The organism is Pseudomonas gingeri (assembly GCF_013386165.1).
GTDB classification, from domain to species: domain Bacteria; phylum Pseudomonadota; class Gammaproteobacteria; order Pseudomonadales; family Pseudomonadaceae; genus Aquipseudomonas; species Aquipseudomonas gingeri_C.
The window spans coordinates 20,377-35,347 of the sequence record NZ_JACAOS010000003.1; the positions used below are offsets into that span (position 1 = coordinate 20,377).

At 61.8% G+C, this 14,971-nt stretch carries 15 protein-coding genes and 1 pseudogene; 3 read left to right on the top strand and 13 right to left on the bottom strand.

The annotated features are described in order from the left end of the window. Window positions 1-116: 116 nt before the first annotated feature. Window positions 117-221, top strand: a pseudogene (locus HX866_RS04785) (RidA family protein); the annotation flags it as partial. On the opposite strand, the gene HX866_RS04790 reads toward HX866_RS04785, so the two are convergent. From HX866_RS04790 to HX866_RS04800, 3 genes are all read right to left on the bottom strand, one after another. Beyond that, window positions 218-1,612 carry a PepSY-associated TM helix domain-containing protein gene (locus HX866_RS04790; protein WP_177138290.1) on the bottom strand — a complete coding sequence of 465 codons (1,395 nt, stop codon included), beginning with the start codon at window positions 1,610-1,612 and terminating at the stop codon, window positions 218-220. The pseudogene HX866_RS04785 and the gene HX866_RS04790 sit on opposite strands and share 4 nt — an antisense overlap. 33 nt (window positions 1,613-1,645) lie before the next feature. Beyond that, on the bottom strand, window positions 1,646-4,063 hold the full coding sequence (locus HX866_RS04795) for a TonB-dependent receptor (RefSeq protein ID WP_177138291.1): 2,418 nt from the start codon (window positions 4,061-4,063) through the stop codon (window positions 1,646-1,648). 105 nt (window positions 4,064-4,168) lie between these two features. Next, window positions 4,169-4,543 (bottom strand): DUF2946 domain-containing protein, encoded by a 375-nt coding sequence (locus HX866_RS04800; protein ID WP_177091447.1) that lies wholly within the window; start codon window positions 4,541-4,543, stop codon window positions 4,169-4,171. Between the two features lie 313 nt (window positions 4,544-4,856). Between HX866_RS04800 and HX866_RS04805 the strand changes: the two genes are divergently transcribed. Then, window positions 4,857-5,492, top strand: coding sequence for an HD-GYP domain-containing protein (locus HX866_RS04805; protein WP_177091448.1), 636 nt, complete (start codon window positions 4,857-4,859; stop codon window positions 5,490-5,492). On the opposite strand, the gene HX866_RS04810 is transcribed toward HX866_RS04805, so the two are convergent. The 10 genes from HX866_RS04810 to HX866_RS04855 all read right to left on the bottom strand — a co-directional run bounded on the left by HX866_RS04810 (window position 5,445) and on the right by HX866_RS04855 (window position 13,919). After that, window positions 5,445-6,350 carry a hypothetical protein gene (locus tag HX866_RS04810; protein WP_177091449.1) on the bottom strand — a complete coding sequence of 302 codons (906 nt, stop codon included), beginning with the start codon at window positions 6,348-6,350 and terminating at the stop codon, window positions 5,445-5,447. The genes HX866_RS04805 and HX866_RS04810 overlap by 48 nt on opposite strands. Further along, window positions 6,343-6,921: a DUF6932 family protein gene (locus tag HX866_RS04815; protein ID WP_177091450.1), complete on the bottom strand. Its 579-nt coding sequence runs from the start codon at window positions 6,919-6,921 to the stop codon at window positions 6,343-6,345. Before HX866_RS04815 ends, HX866_RS04810 begins: the two co-directional genes overlap by 8 nt. Before the next feature lie 221 nt (window positions 6,922-7,142). After that, window positions 7,143-7,436 carry a cyd operon YbgE family protein gene (locus HX866_RS04820; protein ID WP_371319218.1) on the bottom strand — a complete coding sequence of 98 codons (294 nt, stop codon included), beginning with the start codon at window positions 7,434-7,436 and terminating at the stop codon, window positions 7,143-7,145. Next, window positions 7,426-7,542, bottom strand: a complete 117-nt coding sequence (gene cydX / locus HX866_RS04825; protein WP_177100688.1) for a cytochrome bd-I oxidase subunit CydX — start codon at window positions 7,540-7,542, stop codon at window positions 7,426-7,428. The genes HX866_RS04820 and cydX overlap by 11 nt, the downstream gene beginning before the upstream one ends. Window positions 7,543-7,554: 12 nt before the next feature. Continuing rightward, on the bottom strand, window positions 7,555-8,697 hold the full coding sequence (gene cydB / locus HX866_RS04830) for a cytochrome d ubiquinol oxidase subunit II (protein WP_177138292.1): 1,143 nt from the start codon (window positions 8,695-8,697) through the stop codon (window positions 7,555-7,557). 11 nt (window positions 8,698-8,708) lie between these two features. After that, window positions 8,709-10,295: a cytochrome ubiquinol oxidase subunit I gene (locus HX866_RS04835; protein ID WP_177138293.1), complete on the bottom strand. Its 1,587-nt coding sequence runs from the start codon at window positions 10,293-10,295 to the stop codon at window positions 8,709-8,711. After that, window positions 10,292-10,489 (bottom strand): hypothetical protein, encoded by a 198-nt coding sequence (locus tag HX866_RS04840; RefSeq protein ID WP_177091454.1) that lies wholly within the window; start codon window positions 10,487-10,489, stop codon window positions 10,292-10,294. The genes HX866_RS04835 and HX866_RS04840 overlap by 4 nt, the downstream gene beginning before the upstream one ends. A gap of 209 nt (window positions 10,490-10,698) precedes the next feature. Continuing rightward, complete coding sequence (locus HX866_RS04845; RefSeq protein ID WP_177138294.1) at window positions 10,699-11,751, bottom strand: L-idonate 5-dehydrogenase; 1,053 nt, start codon at window positions 11,749-11,751, stop codon at window positions 10,699-10,701. A gap of 15 nt (window positions 11,752-11,766) precedes the next feature. Next, complete coding sequence (locus tag HX866_RS04850) at window positions 11,767-12,540, bottom strand: glucose 1-dehydrogenase (RefSeq protein WP_177138295.1); 774 nt, start codon at window positions 12,538-12,540, stop codon at window positions 11,767-11,769. A gap of 26 nt (window positions 12,541-12,566) precedes the next feature. Next, window positions 12,567-13,919: a GntP family permease gene (locus HX866_RS04855; RefSeq protein ID WP_177138297.1), complete on the bottom strand. Its 1,353-nt coding sequence runs from the start codon at window positions 13,917-13,919 to the stop codon at window positions 12,567-12,569. A 141-nt stretch (window positions 13,920-14,060) separates the two neighbouring features. On the opposite strand from HX866_RS04855, the gene HX866_RS04860 reads away from it, so the two are divergent. Next, window positions 14,061-14,942: a LysR family transcriptional regulator gene (locus HX866_RS04860; RefSeq protein WP_177138299.1), complete on the top strand. Its 882-nt coding sequence runs from the start codon at window positions 14,061-14,063 to the stop codon at window positions 14,940-14,942. Window positions 14,943-14,971 lie beyond the last annotated feature (29 nt).

Below are 14,971 nucleotides of genomic sequence, written 5' to 3' on the forward strand. Positions count from 1 at the left end.
CTGTTAGATACAGATTGACTGACAAAACGTCATACAGCGGTCCCCGTTTTGATTCGGCCCAATCGGTCACGATTGGGCTTTCTCATCCTCGGGAAAAGCGTTTGGCCTGATCCTTGACCGGCCCGGTGATCTCAGGGCTTGGCCAGCCGCAATGGTTGATGGAGATCGACGTGATTGCGGTGATCCCCGACAGCTGGCAAGCCCCCAGGCATAAGCCTTAGCCGACGGCCAGGCCGAGGAAGTGACGCAACGGCCTGATCCGTGACAGCAGGCAACGTTCCAGCAGCCAGAGCGCCAACATGGAGGCACCCAACAGTGGCAGGTACAGACCGAGCAACACCAGCACACCCAGCATGACCGCCGGATAACGGCTCTCGGCCAGGGCCGGCGGCGCGCCAAGGGCGCCTTGCGGACGCCGGCGCCACCAGAGCACCAGGGCGCTGAGGGACAGGGTCATCAGGCCGAGGGTGGTGAGCAGGCCGAGCAACTGGTTGGCCAGGCCGAACAGTTGACCTTCATGGACGGCCACTCCGTAGCCGACGATACGGTCCAGCAGCGCCCGCTGGTTGAAGTCGACACGCTTGAGCACCGTGCCGTTGGCCGGGTCGAGGGTCAGGTTGACTCGCTGCGGACGGTTCGCCGTGTCGGAGCGGGCGGTCCAGTTCGGCGCCCGGGCCGAGGGCGGCGAGATCAGCACCGGCGACGGCAGGTGCAACGCCTGGACCATCGGTGCCAGGCGTTCCAGCGCGCTGTAGTCCGGGGCGGCGGCGTTCATCGGCATCGACATCGGCATGTCGTGGTGCATGCCCGGCATATTTGCGTGTTCGTCGGCCATGGGCATGTTCATCGCCCGCCGCTGGGCCATTTCCGAGGCGCGGCCGGTGGTCCAGTCCTGTTCCACGGCGTGGCTCGCTGCCCACTGCCGCACTTCCTTGAGTGCGCCGCCCCAGACGGTCGCCCAGGGCAGGCCGCTGAGAATCAGCAGGACGGCGAACAGCGAGATCCAGAACCCGACCACGGCGTGCAGATCACGCCAGAACAACCGACCTTGCTGGTTCAACCGCGGATAGACGACCCCGGCCAGGCGACCGCCTTTCGGCCACCAGAGATAAAGCCCCGAGAGCAACATCACCAGGGTCCAGCCGGCGGCCAGTTCCACCAGCGCCGAACCCAGGGTGCCCATCAGCAACTCGCCGTGCAGGTGGAACAACAGGCGGGTGAAGCGCTCGTCGTCGGCGACCTGGTGCAGGACCTGGGTCGTCACCGGATCGATATAGACCCGCTGCAGCGCATCGCCTTTGCCCACCAGTATCTGGGCCGCCTCGGTCGGCCCGTCCGGCAGTTGATAGGCGTTGAGCACACTGCCCGGCACCTGCGCCAGGGCGGCCTGGACCTGCTCGCTGATCGGACGCCTCGGCGCCTCGGCCTGGACCTGGTTGTAGGGGCTGTCGAGCAGCGCGTCGATCTGCGGGTGGAACAGGTAGATCGAACCGCTCAGCGACAGGGCGAGGACAAAGGGAATGCAGAACAGGCCGGCATAGAAATGCCAGCGCCAGATCAGCCGGTAGAGCCCGGCGCGGCGGTTGGCCCGGGTGGTGGTGAAAGTGTTCATGGGGCGAGGCTCCCGCTGCGGTGAGTGGCCAGGTCAGTAGTCATAGTTGAGCCCCAGGAAGGCGGTGCGCTGCTGATAGGGGTGGGGGCTGACGAAGTACTTCTCGTTGCCGAGGTTGTCGATGCCGGCCGATGCGGTGAGGTGGGCGTCGATCTTGTAGCTGGCCTTGACGTCGAACACGCTGTAGCTGCTGATCCCGCCGTAGGTGTCACGGTTGCTGTCGGTGTTCAGCAGGGTGCTGTAGGCGCCGCTGGAGTAGCGGTAGCCGAGGGCGTAGGTCAGTTGCGCATTCTGGTGATAGACCGCCGAAATGCGGCTGCGCCAGCGCGGGATACGCGGGAACTCCTTGCCTTCGGCGGCCGGCGCCAGGCTGTCCTGCAGGATCGCGGACTCGGCATAGGTGATGCTGCCCGACAGATCCAGGCCCGACAGGCCGACGTCCTGGGCATCGAGCGCGGTTTCCACGCCACGAATGCGCGCCTGGTCGATGTTCTCGATCTGGGTCAGGTTGGGGCTGACCGTGGTGTCGGTCTGCGAGAACAGGGCGTTGCGGCGATTTTCCTGGAACAGCGAGACCCGCAGTTGCTCCTGGCTCCAGCTGTATTGCGTGGTCCAGTCGTAGGAGCGCACGTCCTCGGGCTTGAGGTTGGGGTTGTTCTGCACCAGTTGGTTGCCACTGGTGACTTGCTGGAACAGCTCGGTCACTGTCGGGTAACGCACTGCGCGGCCGTAGGAAAAGCGCGTTTGCAGATCCGGGGTGATGTCGAAGGCCAGCGCCGCCTTGGGCGAGAAGTTGTGGCGGCGCTGGTCGGGGTAGCTGACCTGGGCCGGGGTGGTCGAGGTGTTGAGGTTGAAGCCGTCGAAGGCTTCCCAGTATTCCTCTCGGCCACCGAGGGTCAGGGTCCAGCGCGGCGCCAGTTTCCAGACGTCCTGCAGGTACAGCGCCTGGGTGCGGGTCTCGCCGCCGGACGCCGCGCTCTTCGGTCCGCCGTTGCCGTTTTGCCAGTCGCTGACCTGGTAGGTGTCCTGCTTCAGCAGGTAGTCATCGATGTGATAACCAAACGTGACTTCATGGGTTTGTCCGAGCAACGGCTGCGGACGCCAGATGCCGCGCAGTTCTCCGGTCTGCCAACCGGTGCCGTCCTGCACCTGGCGGGTGCCGGCCGAGGTCTGGCCATAGTTGGACGCCGAGCGCGATTCTTCGTTGAGGTACTGGTAGTTGCTGTAGGCGGCATGCCAGTCGAACGGGCCTTTGGTATCGCTGCCCAGGGACAGGGCGTTGAGGATATGCAGTTCGTCGGTGCTGCCGGGGTTGAGGCCGGACACCGTGTAGGCCTTGCCGCCGATATTCACCGGGCCGTTGTAGAAGGTCTGGCCGGCGCTGTTCTTCAGGTAGCTGTCGACGCTGGTGTGGGACTCGTCTGACCACAGGCCCAGGGTGTAGATGGCGGTGACGTCCGGGTTGATGTCCCAGCCGAGCTTGAGCTTGCCCTGGTCCTGGACGCTGTGGTCGATGGCGTAGCCGCCGAACACCAGGCGTTGGTTGCCGTTCTGGTCGGTGTCCTGCTGCGCGCCGCTGACTTGGGTGGCCGAGCCCGCAGCGGTCCTGTTGGACAGGTTGGCGGTGGCGAAGCTCATCGGCTGGCCCTGGGCGTCGAGGTGGTCGTAGGAGACCCAGGCTGAAAACGGCCCGACGCGGTTGCCGCCGGCCAGGCTGACGTTGCCGCTGTTGTAGTTTTCGTGGGTGCCGTAGAGCTTGAAGTCCTGCTGCGCGCCGGTGATTGCCGCGTGGAATTCCGGGCGGGTCGGCATGCGGGTTTCCAGGGTCACCACGCCGCCCAGGGAGTTGCCCGGGTAGAGCGCGCTGAACGGGCCATACATGACGTCGACCCGGGAAATCTCGCTGGGCGACACCAGGCCCCAGCGCGGTGGGAAGCTGTAGCTGTTGCCCAGCAGGTTGGAGAGCAACAGGTCGTCGGCATAGACCAGCGACTGGGCGCTGGACACGGTCCCGGTGGTGCGGGTGGAGACGATGCCGTTGCGGTCGCCGATATAACGTTCGCGCACTTCGATGCTCGGCAGGTATTTCAGGGCTTCGGCCGAGGTCATCAGGTTGACGCTGTCGTTGATCTGCTCGGCCGTGCGGCTTTCCACCACTGCGGGTGCGCTGGCGACAGCATGGGGCAGTGGCTGTACCTGATCGTCGGCGGTCACCGTGACATTGCCGAGGACGACGGGGCCGGCAGCGCTTTTCTGTTCGGCGTTGCTGTTCGAGGCAAGGCTGTCGGCGTGTACCGGCAAGGCGGCGGGCAGCAGCACCAGGCTGCTGGCCAGGGCGGACAGCAGGGCGTGATTCAGGTTCGACAGACGCGGTGTCTGGGGGCTCGCCGGCAAAAGGACGGCAGGGCGCTTCAACGCGGCGAGGGCGCGTTGCTGGAAGGTGATGGGCATCGGTACAAGTCCGTGATTCAGGGCGACAAAACACGCGGAAAAACCACGGGCGCCAATGCGCTCGTGGTGTTCAGCGGGTGGTGTGTATTTTGGAAAACGCCTGGATCAGGCCTGGGGCGGCCCACGGGGGCAGAGGTTCAGCGGCCACTGATACGCCGGGGTGGCGGTCTTGCAGAAGATGGCGGTGGAGGTGGCTGGCACCAACGGTGGCAGTACGGCGATGGCCCAGGGCAGGGCCGGGCTGTCGTGAAACAGCGAGCAGTAGGCGCAGGCATCGAGCATGTCGTGCGTGCCGGCATGGCCGGACTCGCCCGATGGCTGATGGCTGCTGTCCATGGCGTGCATGGGGCACCAGGCGCCACCGGGTTGCTGCTCCAGGGCCTGGACGGTGCGGGAAATCGTCGGCACGAACAGCAGCAAACCCAGGGCCAGCATGGCCAGCCAGGTTCCGAATCGCCGCTGAGTTCGAGTGCGAGGCACGTAGGGTTCCCGGTCAAGGGCAGGAAGAGGGAGGTGATCTTGCCACGCCGCGTGCGGTCCGTAAAAGACCAGCGGCAATGTGCCGCAGTTCACGCTTTGAACTGAGTGATATCAAAGTGATATTGGGCTCGTCGCAATTGTGCTAGAAGATCAGCTTTCTGACGCCCGATTTCTGTCGCTTTGCATTTTTGACGAATGCCTACCCAGGTAGAAATGCTTCCATGAACCTCGATGCTCCTACAGCCGGCTCAATCCTCATCCCCATTCATCCAGGTCAGGTGGTACTCAACAAACCCTTGCCGAGTACGGTGACTTGCTGACGACGCTCGAGGCGGTCCTGGACGCGGTCACTCGCCAGCAGTCGGATGCCGAGCGTCAGGTGCTGGGGCTGGCGAGGGTCATCGACCGTCTCTGTGCCAGCGACGCCGATGCCTGCCTGGCGCTGATCTATATCTATTCCCAGCATCCTTCGGCCCATGAGCAGACGCTGTTTCACAGCATTCTCTGCAACCTGATCGCGCGTCAGATGAAGCTCGATCCGCCAAGGCTTATCGCCTTGATGGCCGCCTCGCTGACCGCGAACATTGCGGTGCTGCGCCATCAGGATCGCCTGAATAACACGCCGATGGTCCTGACCCCTGAGCAACGGGCGGTGATACGACGCCATCCGCATCTGAGTGCCCAGGCCATCCGTGACTGTGGCGTGAGCAATGCGCAGTGGATTCAGATCATCGAACAGCATCATGAACGTGGCGCGGGCGACGGTTATCCGCAGGGTCTGGCGGAAGCCCAGATTGTGACCGAGGCGCTGATCCTCTCATTGGCGGAACGCTACACGGCGATGATTACCAAGCGCGCCTATCGTGACCGTTTCAGCCCGGCGCAGCGTCGGGCTTGTGGTTCATTCAGACCAGGGGAAAGAATGGAGTATGTAGCGGGGTCTACTTGAGCCGATTCTCTTGGCGCTCAGTGTTATTTTGAAATTTTGATAAAGATGCTGATTAACCGCATTTGGATTCGGTATATCTCTGGGTATTCCACCGTAGATCACGACCCCGTCGCTAGTCCGAAACTCAAAAGCTCGTTTGTCTGGGAGCGCCCCTATGAATTCGCCATCGAAGGTCTCTACGGTTTCTTTGATATTGTCCACGCTAAGGCGATCCTTACTACGTCGGACCTGTTCTGTATCGACGAACTGAAATTTCCTGGTGCGTGTTGTAACAGAACAGGACGCTTCGAAGCTTGACAGCTTTCCAAGAAAATCAGAGACGCTTGCTATGGCGCGGTCCGCCAGTCTCGAAACGGGTTCGGACAGTTCCTCGTCGCTTTTTGTTGTCGCTTCTAGCAGCTCTGTCATAAGGTCGATTGCCTGAGAGACAGACGTCGTTCCCTCGATTTCCAGCTGCTTTTGCGCAGGCACCTCCTCCAACTCAAAACCAAAAGACCCCAATGCTGTGCCGGTAATGAGCAGTTGATTGTTTGATCTGTTCGGTATGGGACCTTTATCTGCAAGGGCCCCAGATAGCGATGCGGCAATCGTTGCAATGGCCTCACTGAAGGCTTGGGTCGCCGCTGTGCCGAACTCTGCAAGAACACCATGGGTTCCCCATACCGGTGCACCGCGATACGTTAGGGTCACCTTGGCTGGCTGATAGGCATTTTCGCCATGTTCTTCCAGATAGGCCTGCGTCTCTTCGATCCTTGATCGAATGGACATGGCGGAGAGCTTGCTTAGCCCTGTCTTGGACAATTGCTTTTGAAGGAAGTGTAGTTCTGCCGATCGATGCAGGTATTCATTCCTATTCATGAGCGAACTCCTGCTTTCGAGCCACGAGGGCATCTTGGGCTGCCTGATCGTGCTGAGGATCAAGGTCTACCCGCAAAAATCCTTTCCATTGCTTTGAGCGGCGGTGCGACCACATGCTGTACCAGTAAGATGTCATTCCAACCAGAATCTCTGGGGCATCGCATAAGGACTGTACATAAAAATCAACCTTGAATTGTTGCTTTACATAAGCTTTGTCGGCTCTGGTTGCACCCAGCAATCGAATATCGTCTGGCGTCAGGTCGTCGTAGAAGTCGTCGCCTTCCGACGTGAATGTCACCACGTCAATATCTCTCGGGGGGCGGCGATCAATCAGCTCTATGTTCTCCGTGAAGCTCCCATCCAACCATTGAAATCCGCTAGCCATGCCCATTCGGTGCAGCTCTGCGCGATGAGATAGGTATCCTTCCAAAATAGCACATCGGTCGAAGCTGGTCGCAAAATGCTGGACGAGTAGTGGAAGCTCAACCTCATACGGAGATCTATCGTGCCCCGCTGGATTCTGCTCATTAATGGGGGGAATTAACCCCTCCACATTCCAATCTGGAATCACTTCATGCCTCCTTGCTTAAGTGGTAAATCACTGATGAGCACTGATGAATCGAAGCCTAGCCGCGAGGTCAGGTGCAAACAAGCGCCCAGGAATTTCTAGGAAATTTCAGTCAATGAAAAGAGAGTTCTCTTGATGGCCCTGTAAGTGCGGGCTATCCAGGGGCGCCGTATTGCCAGGAGGAACCCTCTCAAAAGCGTGGCGCTTGCTTTCCCGCAGATCATTCAGGCCGTCCACCACAACCCGTAACCCAAGCCCATCAAGCCCCAGGCCAGCAACGGATGGAACAGCACCTGCCAGACCCTGGCCTGCAGGTCGAAACCCACGCCATGCACAAAGCCCGCGGCGACGCCCCACATGATCAGCATCAACAGGTTATGGCTGTAGCGGCCCTGGGCATCGAGCATCGAGGCGGGGTGGATCAGCAGGATCAAGCTCAAGGGCATGGCCAGCAGCAGGGACAGCGCCCGGCTGCCGCCCCAGCGCAGCCAGGTGGGGGAGAGGGCTTCAGTCCTCACCCGTCGGCTCCTTGTCCAGGCTATTGGACGCTTCAAGCCAGAGGGCGTTGATGATGCCGAAGCTGCAGGCCAGCAACACGCCGAGGATCCAGGCGAAATACCACATAGTGTCCGTTCCTCAGTAAAGGCTGTGGGTATGGGAGTCGATGTGTTGCGTCGTGACCTTGCCCCACATCTTGGCGTAGCACCAAAGCGTGTAGCAGAGGATCAGCGGCACGAAGATCGTGGCCGCGACCAGCATGATGCCCAGGGTCATGCGACTGGACACCGCGTCCCAGAGCGTCAGGCTTGAAGCGGGGTCGAGGCTCGACGGCATGATGAACGGGAACAGCGCAAAACCGGCGGTGCACAGGGTGCCGACGATCGCCAGGCTGCTGCCGAGAAAGGCCCAGCGGCCCTGCCGAGCGATTGCCGCGAGCAGCGCCATGACGCCGCCGCCGATCCCCAGCAACGGGGCAATCATGGTCAGGGGAGAGTGCCGATAGTTGGCCATCCAGCCCGGATTGTTGCCGGCCACGGTCTTGTCCAGCGGGTTGAGCGCGAGATTGGGGTCGAAGCTTGAGGTGATCGTCATGCCGTGGATGTTCCCCAGCCACAACCAGAGCCCGGCGCCGATAAAGGCCAGCAGGTAAACCAGCGCCATCAGTTGCGCCGCCGTGCGTGAGCGCCGGGCAATCGCGCCCTCGGTGCGCATCATCAGCCAGGTGCCGCCGTGCAGGCACAGCATGCTCAGGCTGACGACCCCGGCCAGCAGGCCGAAGGGGCCGAGCAGTTGCCAGAAGCTGCCGTGGTAGCTGGAGCGCAGGCTGTCGTCGAACTGGAAGGGCACTCCCAGCAGCAAATTGCCGAACGCCACGCCGAAGACCAGGGCCGGCACCGCGCCACCGACAAACAGGCCCCAGTCCCAGCTCTGCCGCCAGCGGGTGTTGCTCAGCTTGCTGCGGTAGTCAAAGCCTACCGGGCGCACGAACAGGGCGAACAGCACCAGCAGCAGCGCCCAGTAGAAACCCGAGAAAGCCGCCGCATAAGCCAGCGGCCAGGCGGCGAAGAGGGCGCCGCCGGCGGTGATCAGCCAGACCTGATTGCCGTCCCAGTGGGGCGCGATGGTGTTGATCACCACCCGCCGCTCCGTGTCGCTGCGGCCGACAAAGGGCATCAGCGCCGCGGCACCGAGGTCGAAGCCATCGGTCAGGGCGAAGCCGATCAGCAGCACGCCGACCAGCACCCACCAAATCAGTTTGAGGCTTTCATAGTCAAACATCGTCATGTTCCTCAGGCCAGGGCCGGCTGTGCGGCGTGAGCCGGGGTGCTGTCGCGTTCGAAATGGTAGCGGCCGGTGTGCAGGCTGCTCGGGCCGAGGCGGGCGAACTTGATCATCAGGTACATCTCGATGACCAGCAGCACGCTGTAGAACGCCACGAGCGCCAGCAGCGAACCCCAGATATCACTGGAGGAGACGCTGGAGGCCGACAAGTAGGTCGGCAACACTTCGCCCACCGACCACGGCTGGCGGCCGTGTTCGGCCACGAACCAGCCGGTTTGAGTGGCGACCCAGGGCAGTGGCAGGCTGAACAAGGCCCATTTCAGCAGCCAGGGTTTACGCGCTTCGTTCTTGCGGGCAGAGGCCCAGAACGCGCAGACGAACAGCGCCAGCATGAGGAAACCACTGAGCACCATCAGGCGGAAGGTCCAGAAAATCGAGGCCACGCTGGGAATCGAATCCAGGGCGGCTTGCTTGATCTGCGCCTCGTTGGCGTCGACCACCTGGTCGGTGTATTTCTTCAGCAGCAGGCCGTAGCCCAGATCCTTTTTCACCTGGTTGAACGCGGCGACGGTCGGTTCGCTCTTGTCGCCGGAGCGCAGTTGTTTCAGCAGGCCGTAGGCAACCATGCCGTTACGGATCCGCCCTTCATGCTCGGTCACCAGGTCCTTGATGCCGGTGACCGGCGTATCCAGCGAGCGGGTGGCGATGATGCCCATGACGTAGGGGATCTTCACCGCATAGTCGGTATGTTGTGTCGCCTGGTTGGGCAGTCCGAACAGGGTAAAGGCTGCGGGGGCCGCTTCGGTGTCCCATTCCGCTTCGATGGCGGCCAGCTTGGTTTTTTGCACGTCACCGATTTCATAACCGGATTCGTCGCCGAGAATGATCACCGACAGGATCGATGCCATGCCGAACGCGGAGGCAATGGCAAAGGAGCGTCGGGCAAATTCCTTGTCACGGCCCTTGAGCAGGTACCAGCTGGAAATGGCCAGCACGAAAATCGCCCCGGTCACATAGCCGCCGGCCACGGTGTGGACGAACTTGACCTGGGCCACCGGGTTGAACAGCAGTGCGCTGAAACTGGTCAGCTCCATGCGCATGGTGGTGAAGTTGAACTCCGCGCCGACCGGGTTCTGCATCCAGCCGTTGGCGATCAGAATCCACAACGCCGACATGTTCGAGCCAATCGCCACCAGCCAGGTCACGCCCAGGTGCTGCACGCGGGACAGGCGATCCCAGCCGAAGAAAAACAGGCCGATGAAGGTCGACTCGAGAAAGAACGCCATCAAGCCTTCAATGGCCAGCGGCGCGCCGAAGATGTCGCCCACGTAGTGGCTGTAGTAGGACCAGTTGGTGCCGAACTGGAACTCCATGGTCAGGCCGGTGGTGACGCCCAGGGCGAAGTTGATCCCGAAGAGCTTGCCCCAGAATTGGGTCATGTCCTTGTAGACCTGCTTGCCGGTCATGACATACACCGACTCCATGATGGCCAGCAGGAAGGTCATGCCCAATGTCAGGGGGACGAAGAGGAAGTGGTACAGCGCGGTCATGGCAAATTGCAGTCGAGATAAGTCGACGACTGATTCAGAGATCATTTCGGGATCTTCTCTGGAGGGACAAGTGAGGGGCCAAGCAAGTGCTGGCCAGCCTTTACACCGTCATCCATGACCTCGACCGGAGCGTTGAACCAGATGCTGCGGATCCCCATGAGCAGGACGAATTTGACCAGCAGGATCAGACCGATTTTTCTCGCAAAGGGGTTTTTCAGAAAATCGAAAGGGCCTGTCACATTCGCACCTCGTGAGGATGGCGAATTGTCACAACGTATTACGGTGTTGAATTTGATCCAGATCAATAAATGGGGAGTCAGGGGGCAGGGCGTGAATAGCGCCCTGCACCAGCAGGTGCCTGTGCATCAGTCGAGCCGTTCGGCGAAGATCAAGTCACCGATCAGCGGGATGGTGGTGCACTCGGCCATGAGGGATAGCGGAGAGGCGGCTATGGCTTGTCCACTACCCCGAAGTCCAGCAACACCTTCATGGCCTGGCTCTTGTCCGCCGCCAACTCGAACGCCTGGGCCGCCTCGTTGAATGGCACCGTGTGGGAAATCACCGGGCGCACATCGATGACCCGGCGATTCAGCAAGTCCACGGCCTGGGCGAATTCCGAGTGAAAACGAAAGGTGCCCCGCAGATCGATTTCCCGACTGACCAGCAGGTTCAGCGGCAATGACACATCGCCGCCCAGGCCGACGGTGACCAGTACGCCTCGCGGGGCGATGCATTCCAGGCCGTTGCGCAAGGCCTGGGCGCTGCCCGATACCTCGAACATCACATCAAAATAGCCTTTTTCCAGGGTGTAGCGCTGCAATGCACTGGCGTCTTCGGCCAGGTTGTGGGTGCGGCTGGCGCCCATTTTTTCGGCACACTGCAGGGGCCCGCTGGCCAGGTCCACGGCGACAATTTCCGCCGCACCGGCAGCCCGCAGGCTGCCGATCAGCAGATTGCCGATGGGCCCGCAGCCGGTCACCAGCACGCGTTTACCGAAGACTGCACCCGCCCGCTGGATCGCATGCAGGCCGACCGACAGCGGTTCCGCCATGGCGCCTTCGGCCAGGCTGACCTGATCGGCCAGCAAATGGGCTTGGCTGGTATCGATCACCAGGGTCTGCCGAAACGCCCCCTGGATATGTGGGAACGGCATGGCGCTGCCGTAAAAACGCATATTCAGGCAATGATTCGGCAGGCCCTGATGGCAGAGGCGGCAACCTCCGCAAGGGCGCGAAGGGGAAACCGAAATGCGTTGGCCGATTTTGAACGGTCCGCTGGCGTTGCCGACCGCGTCGATCACTGCGGAAACTTCATGGCCAAGCACCATGGGCTCGCGCAGGCGAACCGTGCCAAAGCCGCCGTGCTGGTAATAGTGCAGGTCCGAACCGCAGATCCCACCCCGGGCGACGCGTACCCGCAGTTGGTCGGGGGCGAGGTCTTCGAGCTGAGCTTGCGGTTCGACCCGCAGGTCCTTGGGGGCATGACAGACAATGGCGTGCATAAAAAATCTCCAGGACTACAGCGACGAGGTGATGCCACCGTCGACATACAGGATATGACCGTTGACGAAACTGGCGGCGTCGCTGGCGAGGAAAACGGCTGCGCCGGCCAGTTCGGCGACTTCACCCCAACGCCGGCTGGGGGTGCGCTGGACCAGCCAGTCGCTGAATTCGGGGTTGGCTACCAGATTGGCGTTGAGTTCTGTCTTGAAATAGCCAGGGCCGATGCCATTGACGGTCAACCCGTGGGGAGCCCAATCAATCGCCATGCCTTTGGTGAGCATCTTCAAGGCACCTTTGCTGGCGGCGTAGGGCGCGATTCCCGGACGACCGAGTTCGCTTTGTACCGAGCAGATGTTGATGATACGTCCGCGTTTGCGGGGAATCATGACACGGGCGACGGCCTGGCCGACCAGGAAAGCGCTGTCCAGGTTGGTGCTCATCAACTCGCGCCAATGGGCCTCGCTGTAATCCGCCAGCGGCCCGCGGCGTTGCATGCCGGCATTGTTGACCAGAATCTCCAGTGGGCCAAGACGTTCTTCGATGTCCGCCACGGCGGCCAGGATGGCGGCGCTGTCGGTGACGTCGAAGGCCTGGGTGTGAACCTTCAGGCCTTCTGCCGCCAGTAGCGCCGCGCTGTCGCGCAGGGTGGCGAGGTTGCGTCCGTTCAGGACCACCCTGGCGCCCGCCTGGGCCAGGCCGCGAGCGATGGCCAGGCCGATGCCGGCACTGGAGCCGGTGATCAGTGCCAGACGACCGTCGAGGCTAAAGCTGTCTAAAACCTGTTGCATGGGTGTGTCTCCTATTGCGTAAAACCTCACACCACCAATGACAGCAGCATGATGAGGGCCAGGGCGACGAAAGAAAGGAGGGTTTCCATCAGCGTCCACGTCTTGAAGGTTTCGACGACGCTCATGTTGAAGTACTGCTTGACCAGCCAGAAACCGGCGTCATTGACATGGGAAAGCACCAGCGAACCGGCGCCGGTAGCCAGCACCAGCAGTTCGCGATTGACGCCCGGTATCAGGTCGATCACCGGCGCGACAATGCCCGCGCCAGTGATGGTGGCCACCGTCGCCGAGCCGGTGGCCACGCGGATCACCGCCGCCACCAGCCAGGCCAGGAGAAGGGGCGAGATGTCGGCCCGCACGGCCAGGTGCCCGATCACATCGCCCACGCCGCCGGCCACCAGCATCTGTTTGAAACCACCCCCGGCCCCGACGATCAGCACGATGGCGGCAGTCGGCGCGAGGCTGGCGTCGAGCATCTTGCTCACTTGCTGGCGGGAGAAGCCTCGTGCGGCGCCGAAGGTGTAGAAGGCCAGGAGCAAGGCGGCCAGGAGAGCGCTGATGGGGTGGCCGATCAGGTCCATCCATACCCGGAAATGGCTGTCGGCCGCACACACCACGTCGGCGAAGCTCTTGAGCAACATCAACGCCACCGGCAGCAGAAGGGTGATCACGGTGATGCCGAAACCCGGCAGGTTGTCATCGGATGGCTCCTTGGTCAGCTGGGCCATCAACTCGGGTGACGGTGTGCCTGGCACGTAGCGCGAGATCAGGTTGCCAAACAACGGCCCGGCAATGACGGCGGTCGGCAGGCCGATCACCAGGCCGTAGAAGATCGTCTTGCCGATGTCTGCCCCGAAGACGCCGATGGCCAGCAGCGGCCCCGGGTGCGGCGGTACCAGGCCGTGGACCACCGACAGTCCGGCGAGCAGCGGCATGCCGATCTTGATCAGCGACAAACCCGTGCGGCGGGCTACGATCAACACCAGCGGGATCAGCAGCACAAAGCCGATCTCGAAGAACAGCGGGATGCCCACCAGGAACGCGGAAAACATCATTGCCCAATGCACCCGTCGTTGGCCGAAGGCGCGAATCAGGGTGCGGGCGATCTGGTCGGCGCCGCCGGAGTCGGCCATCAGTTTGCCGAGCATGGTGCCCAGGCCGAGGATGATCCCGACAAAACCGAGCACCCCGCCAAAGCCATCCTGGAATGCCTTCATGACCTGGCTCACCGGCATGCCGGAGGTCAGGCCCAGAAAGCCTGCGGCAAGGGTCAGGGCAACGAAGGGGTGGACCTTGAGGTGGGTGATCAATAATATCAATCCGATAATCGTGATCAGTGCATCAAGCAGCAAATAGGTATCGTTGGCCATGCTGAGCATGGAGCCTCCTTATTCTCGTTGTTATAGGCTAAGCCCTGTCATAGGCTGTGTGGCGGGCGTCACTTCACCTCAGGGTGCAATCAACGTCCAATTTTTATTTATGATCTGGTGATCAATGTTTTTGATGAGTCTGGGGTTTTGATGGAACTCAAACACCTGCGCGCCTTTGTTGTGCTCGCCCAGGAGCTGCATTTCGGCCGGGCGGCCTCGCAGTTGTCGATTGTGCAACCGGCGCTGAGCATGCAAATCAAATCACTGGAGAGTGAGCTGGGGGTGCGCTTGCTTGACCGCAACCGGCATTCGGTGACGCTGACCGAGGCCGGTCGGGTGTTTCTCCCCGAGGCCCAGGCGACCCTGCATCAGTGCGCCCGGGCAGCCGATGCCGCCCGCGCCACCAGCCGCGGGGAAATTGGCCGGGTGCGCCTGGGCTTTGTCTCGTCGGTCTTGCCGGAATTGCTGCCGGATCTGATTCGCGCGGTGCATCAGCGCTACCCACGCATCGAATTGGAACTCAAGGACATGTCTGCCCCGGACCAGGCCGCGGCGTTGAAAGGTGGTTTGCTGGACTTCGGTCTTATGCGCTTGCCTGCGGTCTATACGGGCATTCATACCCGTGCGGTGCTGCAAGAAAGCTTTTGCGTGGCCTTGCCCAAGGATCATCCCCTGGCGTCCCGGGACCTGATCCAGCCCAGTGACATCGCCAGGTTGCCCATCTATGTCCTGGCGCGCCGTTATGCCCCGGGCTTCTACGATGAGTGGGTGCAGGCGTTGGGGCGCTACGGGGTGACCCTTGAAATCGCCTCCGAGCTGGGTGAGTTCACCACGATGCTGGCGCTGGTTTCGGCAGGACTGGGGATTGGCATCCTGCCCTACCAGGCGGCACGGGCGCTGCCTGGCAATTGTGTGTCCAGGCCTCTGGACCTGGGGGAGTACCGCACTCGGATCGGAGTGGCCTGGATCGACCTGGACAGCGCGGTCAAGACCACGCTGTTCAATCTGATCGGCGAGTTGTTTGTTGTCTGACCGTCCTTGTCCGTCAGTAGCGCAGCTCA

Excerpts from the sequence above, each read along its gene's own strand:
- HX866_RS04790 (WP_177138290.1), bottom strand. The coding sequence starts at position 1,612 with ATGAACACTTTCACCACCACCCGGGCCAACCGCCGCGCCGGGCTCTAC.
- HX866_RS04795 (WP_177138291.1), bottom strand. The coding sequence starts at position 4,063 with ATGCCCATCACCTTCCAGCAACGCGCCCTCGCCGCGTTGAAGCGCCCT.
- HX866_RS04810 (WP_177091449.1), bottom strand. The coding sequence starts at position 6,350 with ATGAATAGGAATGAATACCTGCATCGATCGGCAGAACTACACTTCCTT.
- cydX (WP_177100688.1), bottom strand. The coding sequence starts at position 7,542 with ATGTGGTATTTCGCCTGGATCCTCGGCGTGTTGCTGGCCTGCAGCTTC.
- cydB (WP_177138292.1), bottom strand. The coding sequence starts at position 8,697 with ATGTTTGACTATGAAAGCCTCAAACTGATTTGGTGGGTGCTGGTCGGC.
- HX866_RS04835 (WP_177138293.1), bottom strand. The coding sequence starts at position 10,295 with ATGATCTCTGAATCAGTCGTCGACTTATCTCGACTGCAATTTGCCATG.
- HX866_RS04845 (WP_177138294.1), bottom strand. The coding sequence starts at position 11,751 with ATGCACGCCATTGTCTGTCATGCCCCCAAGGACCTGCGGGTCGAACCG.
- HX866_RS04850 (WP_177138295.1), bottom strand. The coding sequence starts at position 12,540 with ATGCAACAGGTTTTAGACAGCTTTAGCCTCGACGGTCGTCTGGCACTG.
- HX866_RS04855 (WP_177138297.1), bottom strand. The coding sequence starts at position 13,919 with ATGCTCAGCATGGCCAACGATACCTATTTGCTGCTTGATGCACTGATC.
- HX866_RS04860 (WP_177138299.1), top strand. The coding sequence starts at position 14,061 with ATGGAACTCAAACACCTGCGCGCCTTTGTTGTGCTCGCCCAGGAGCTG.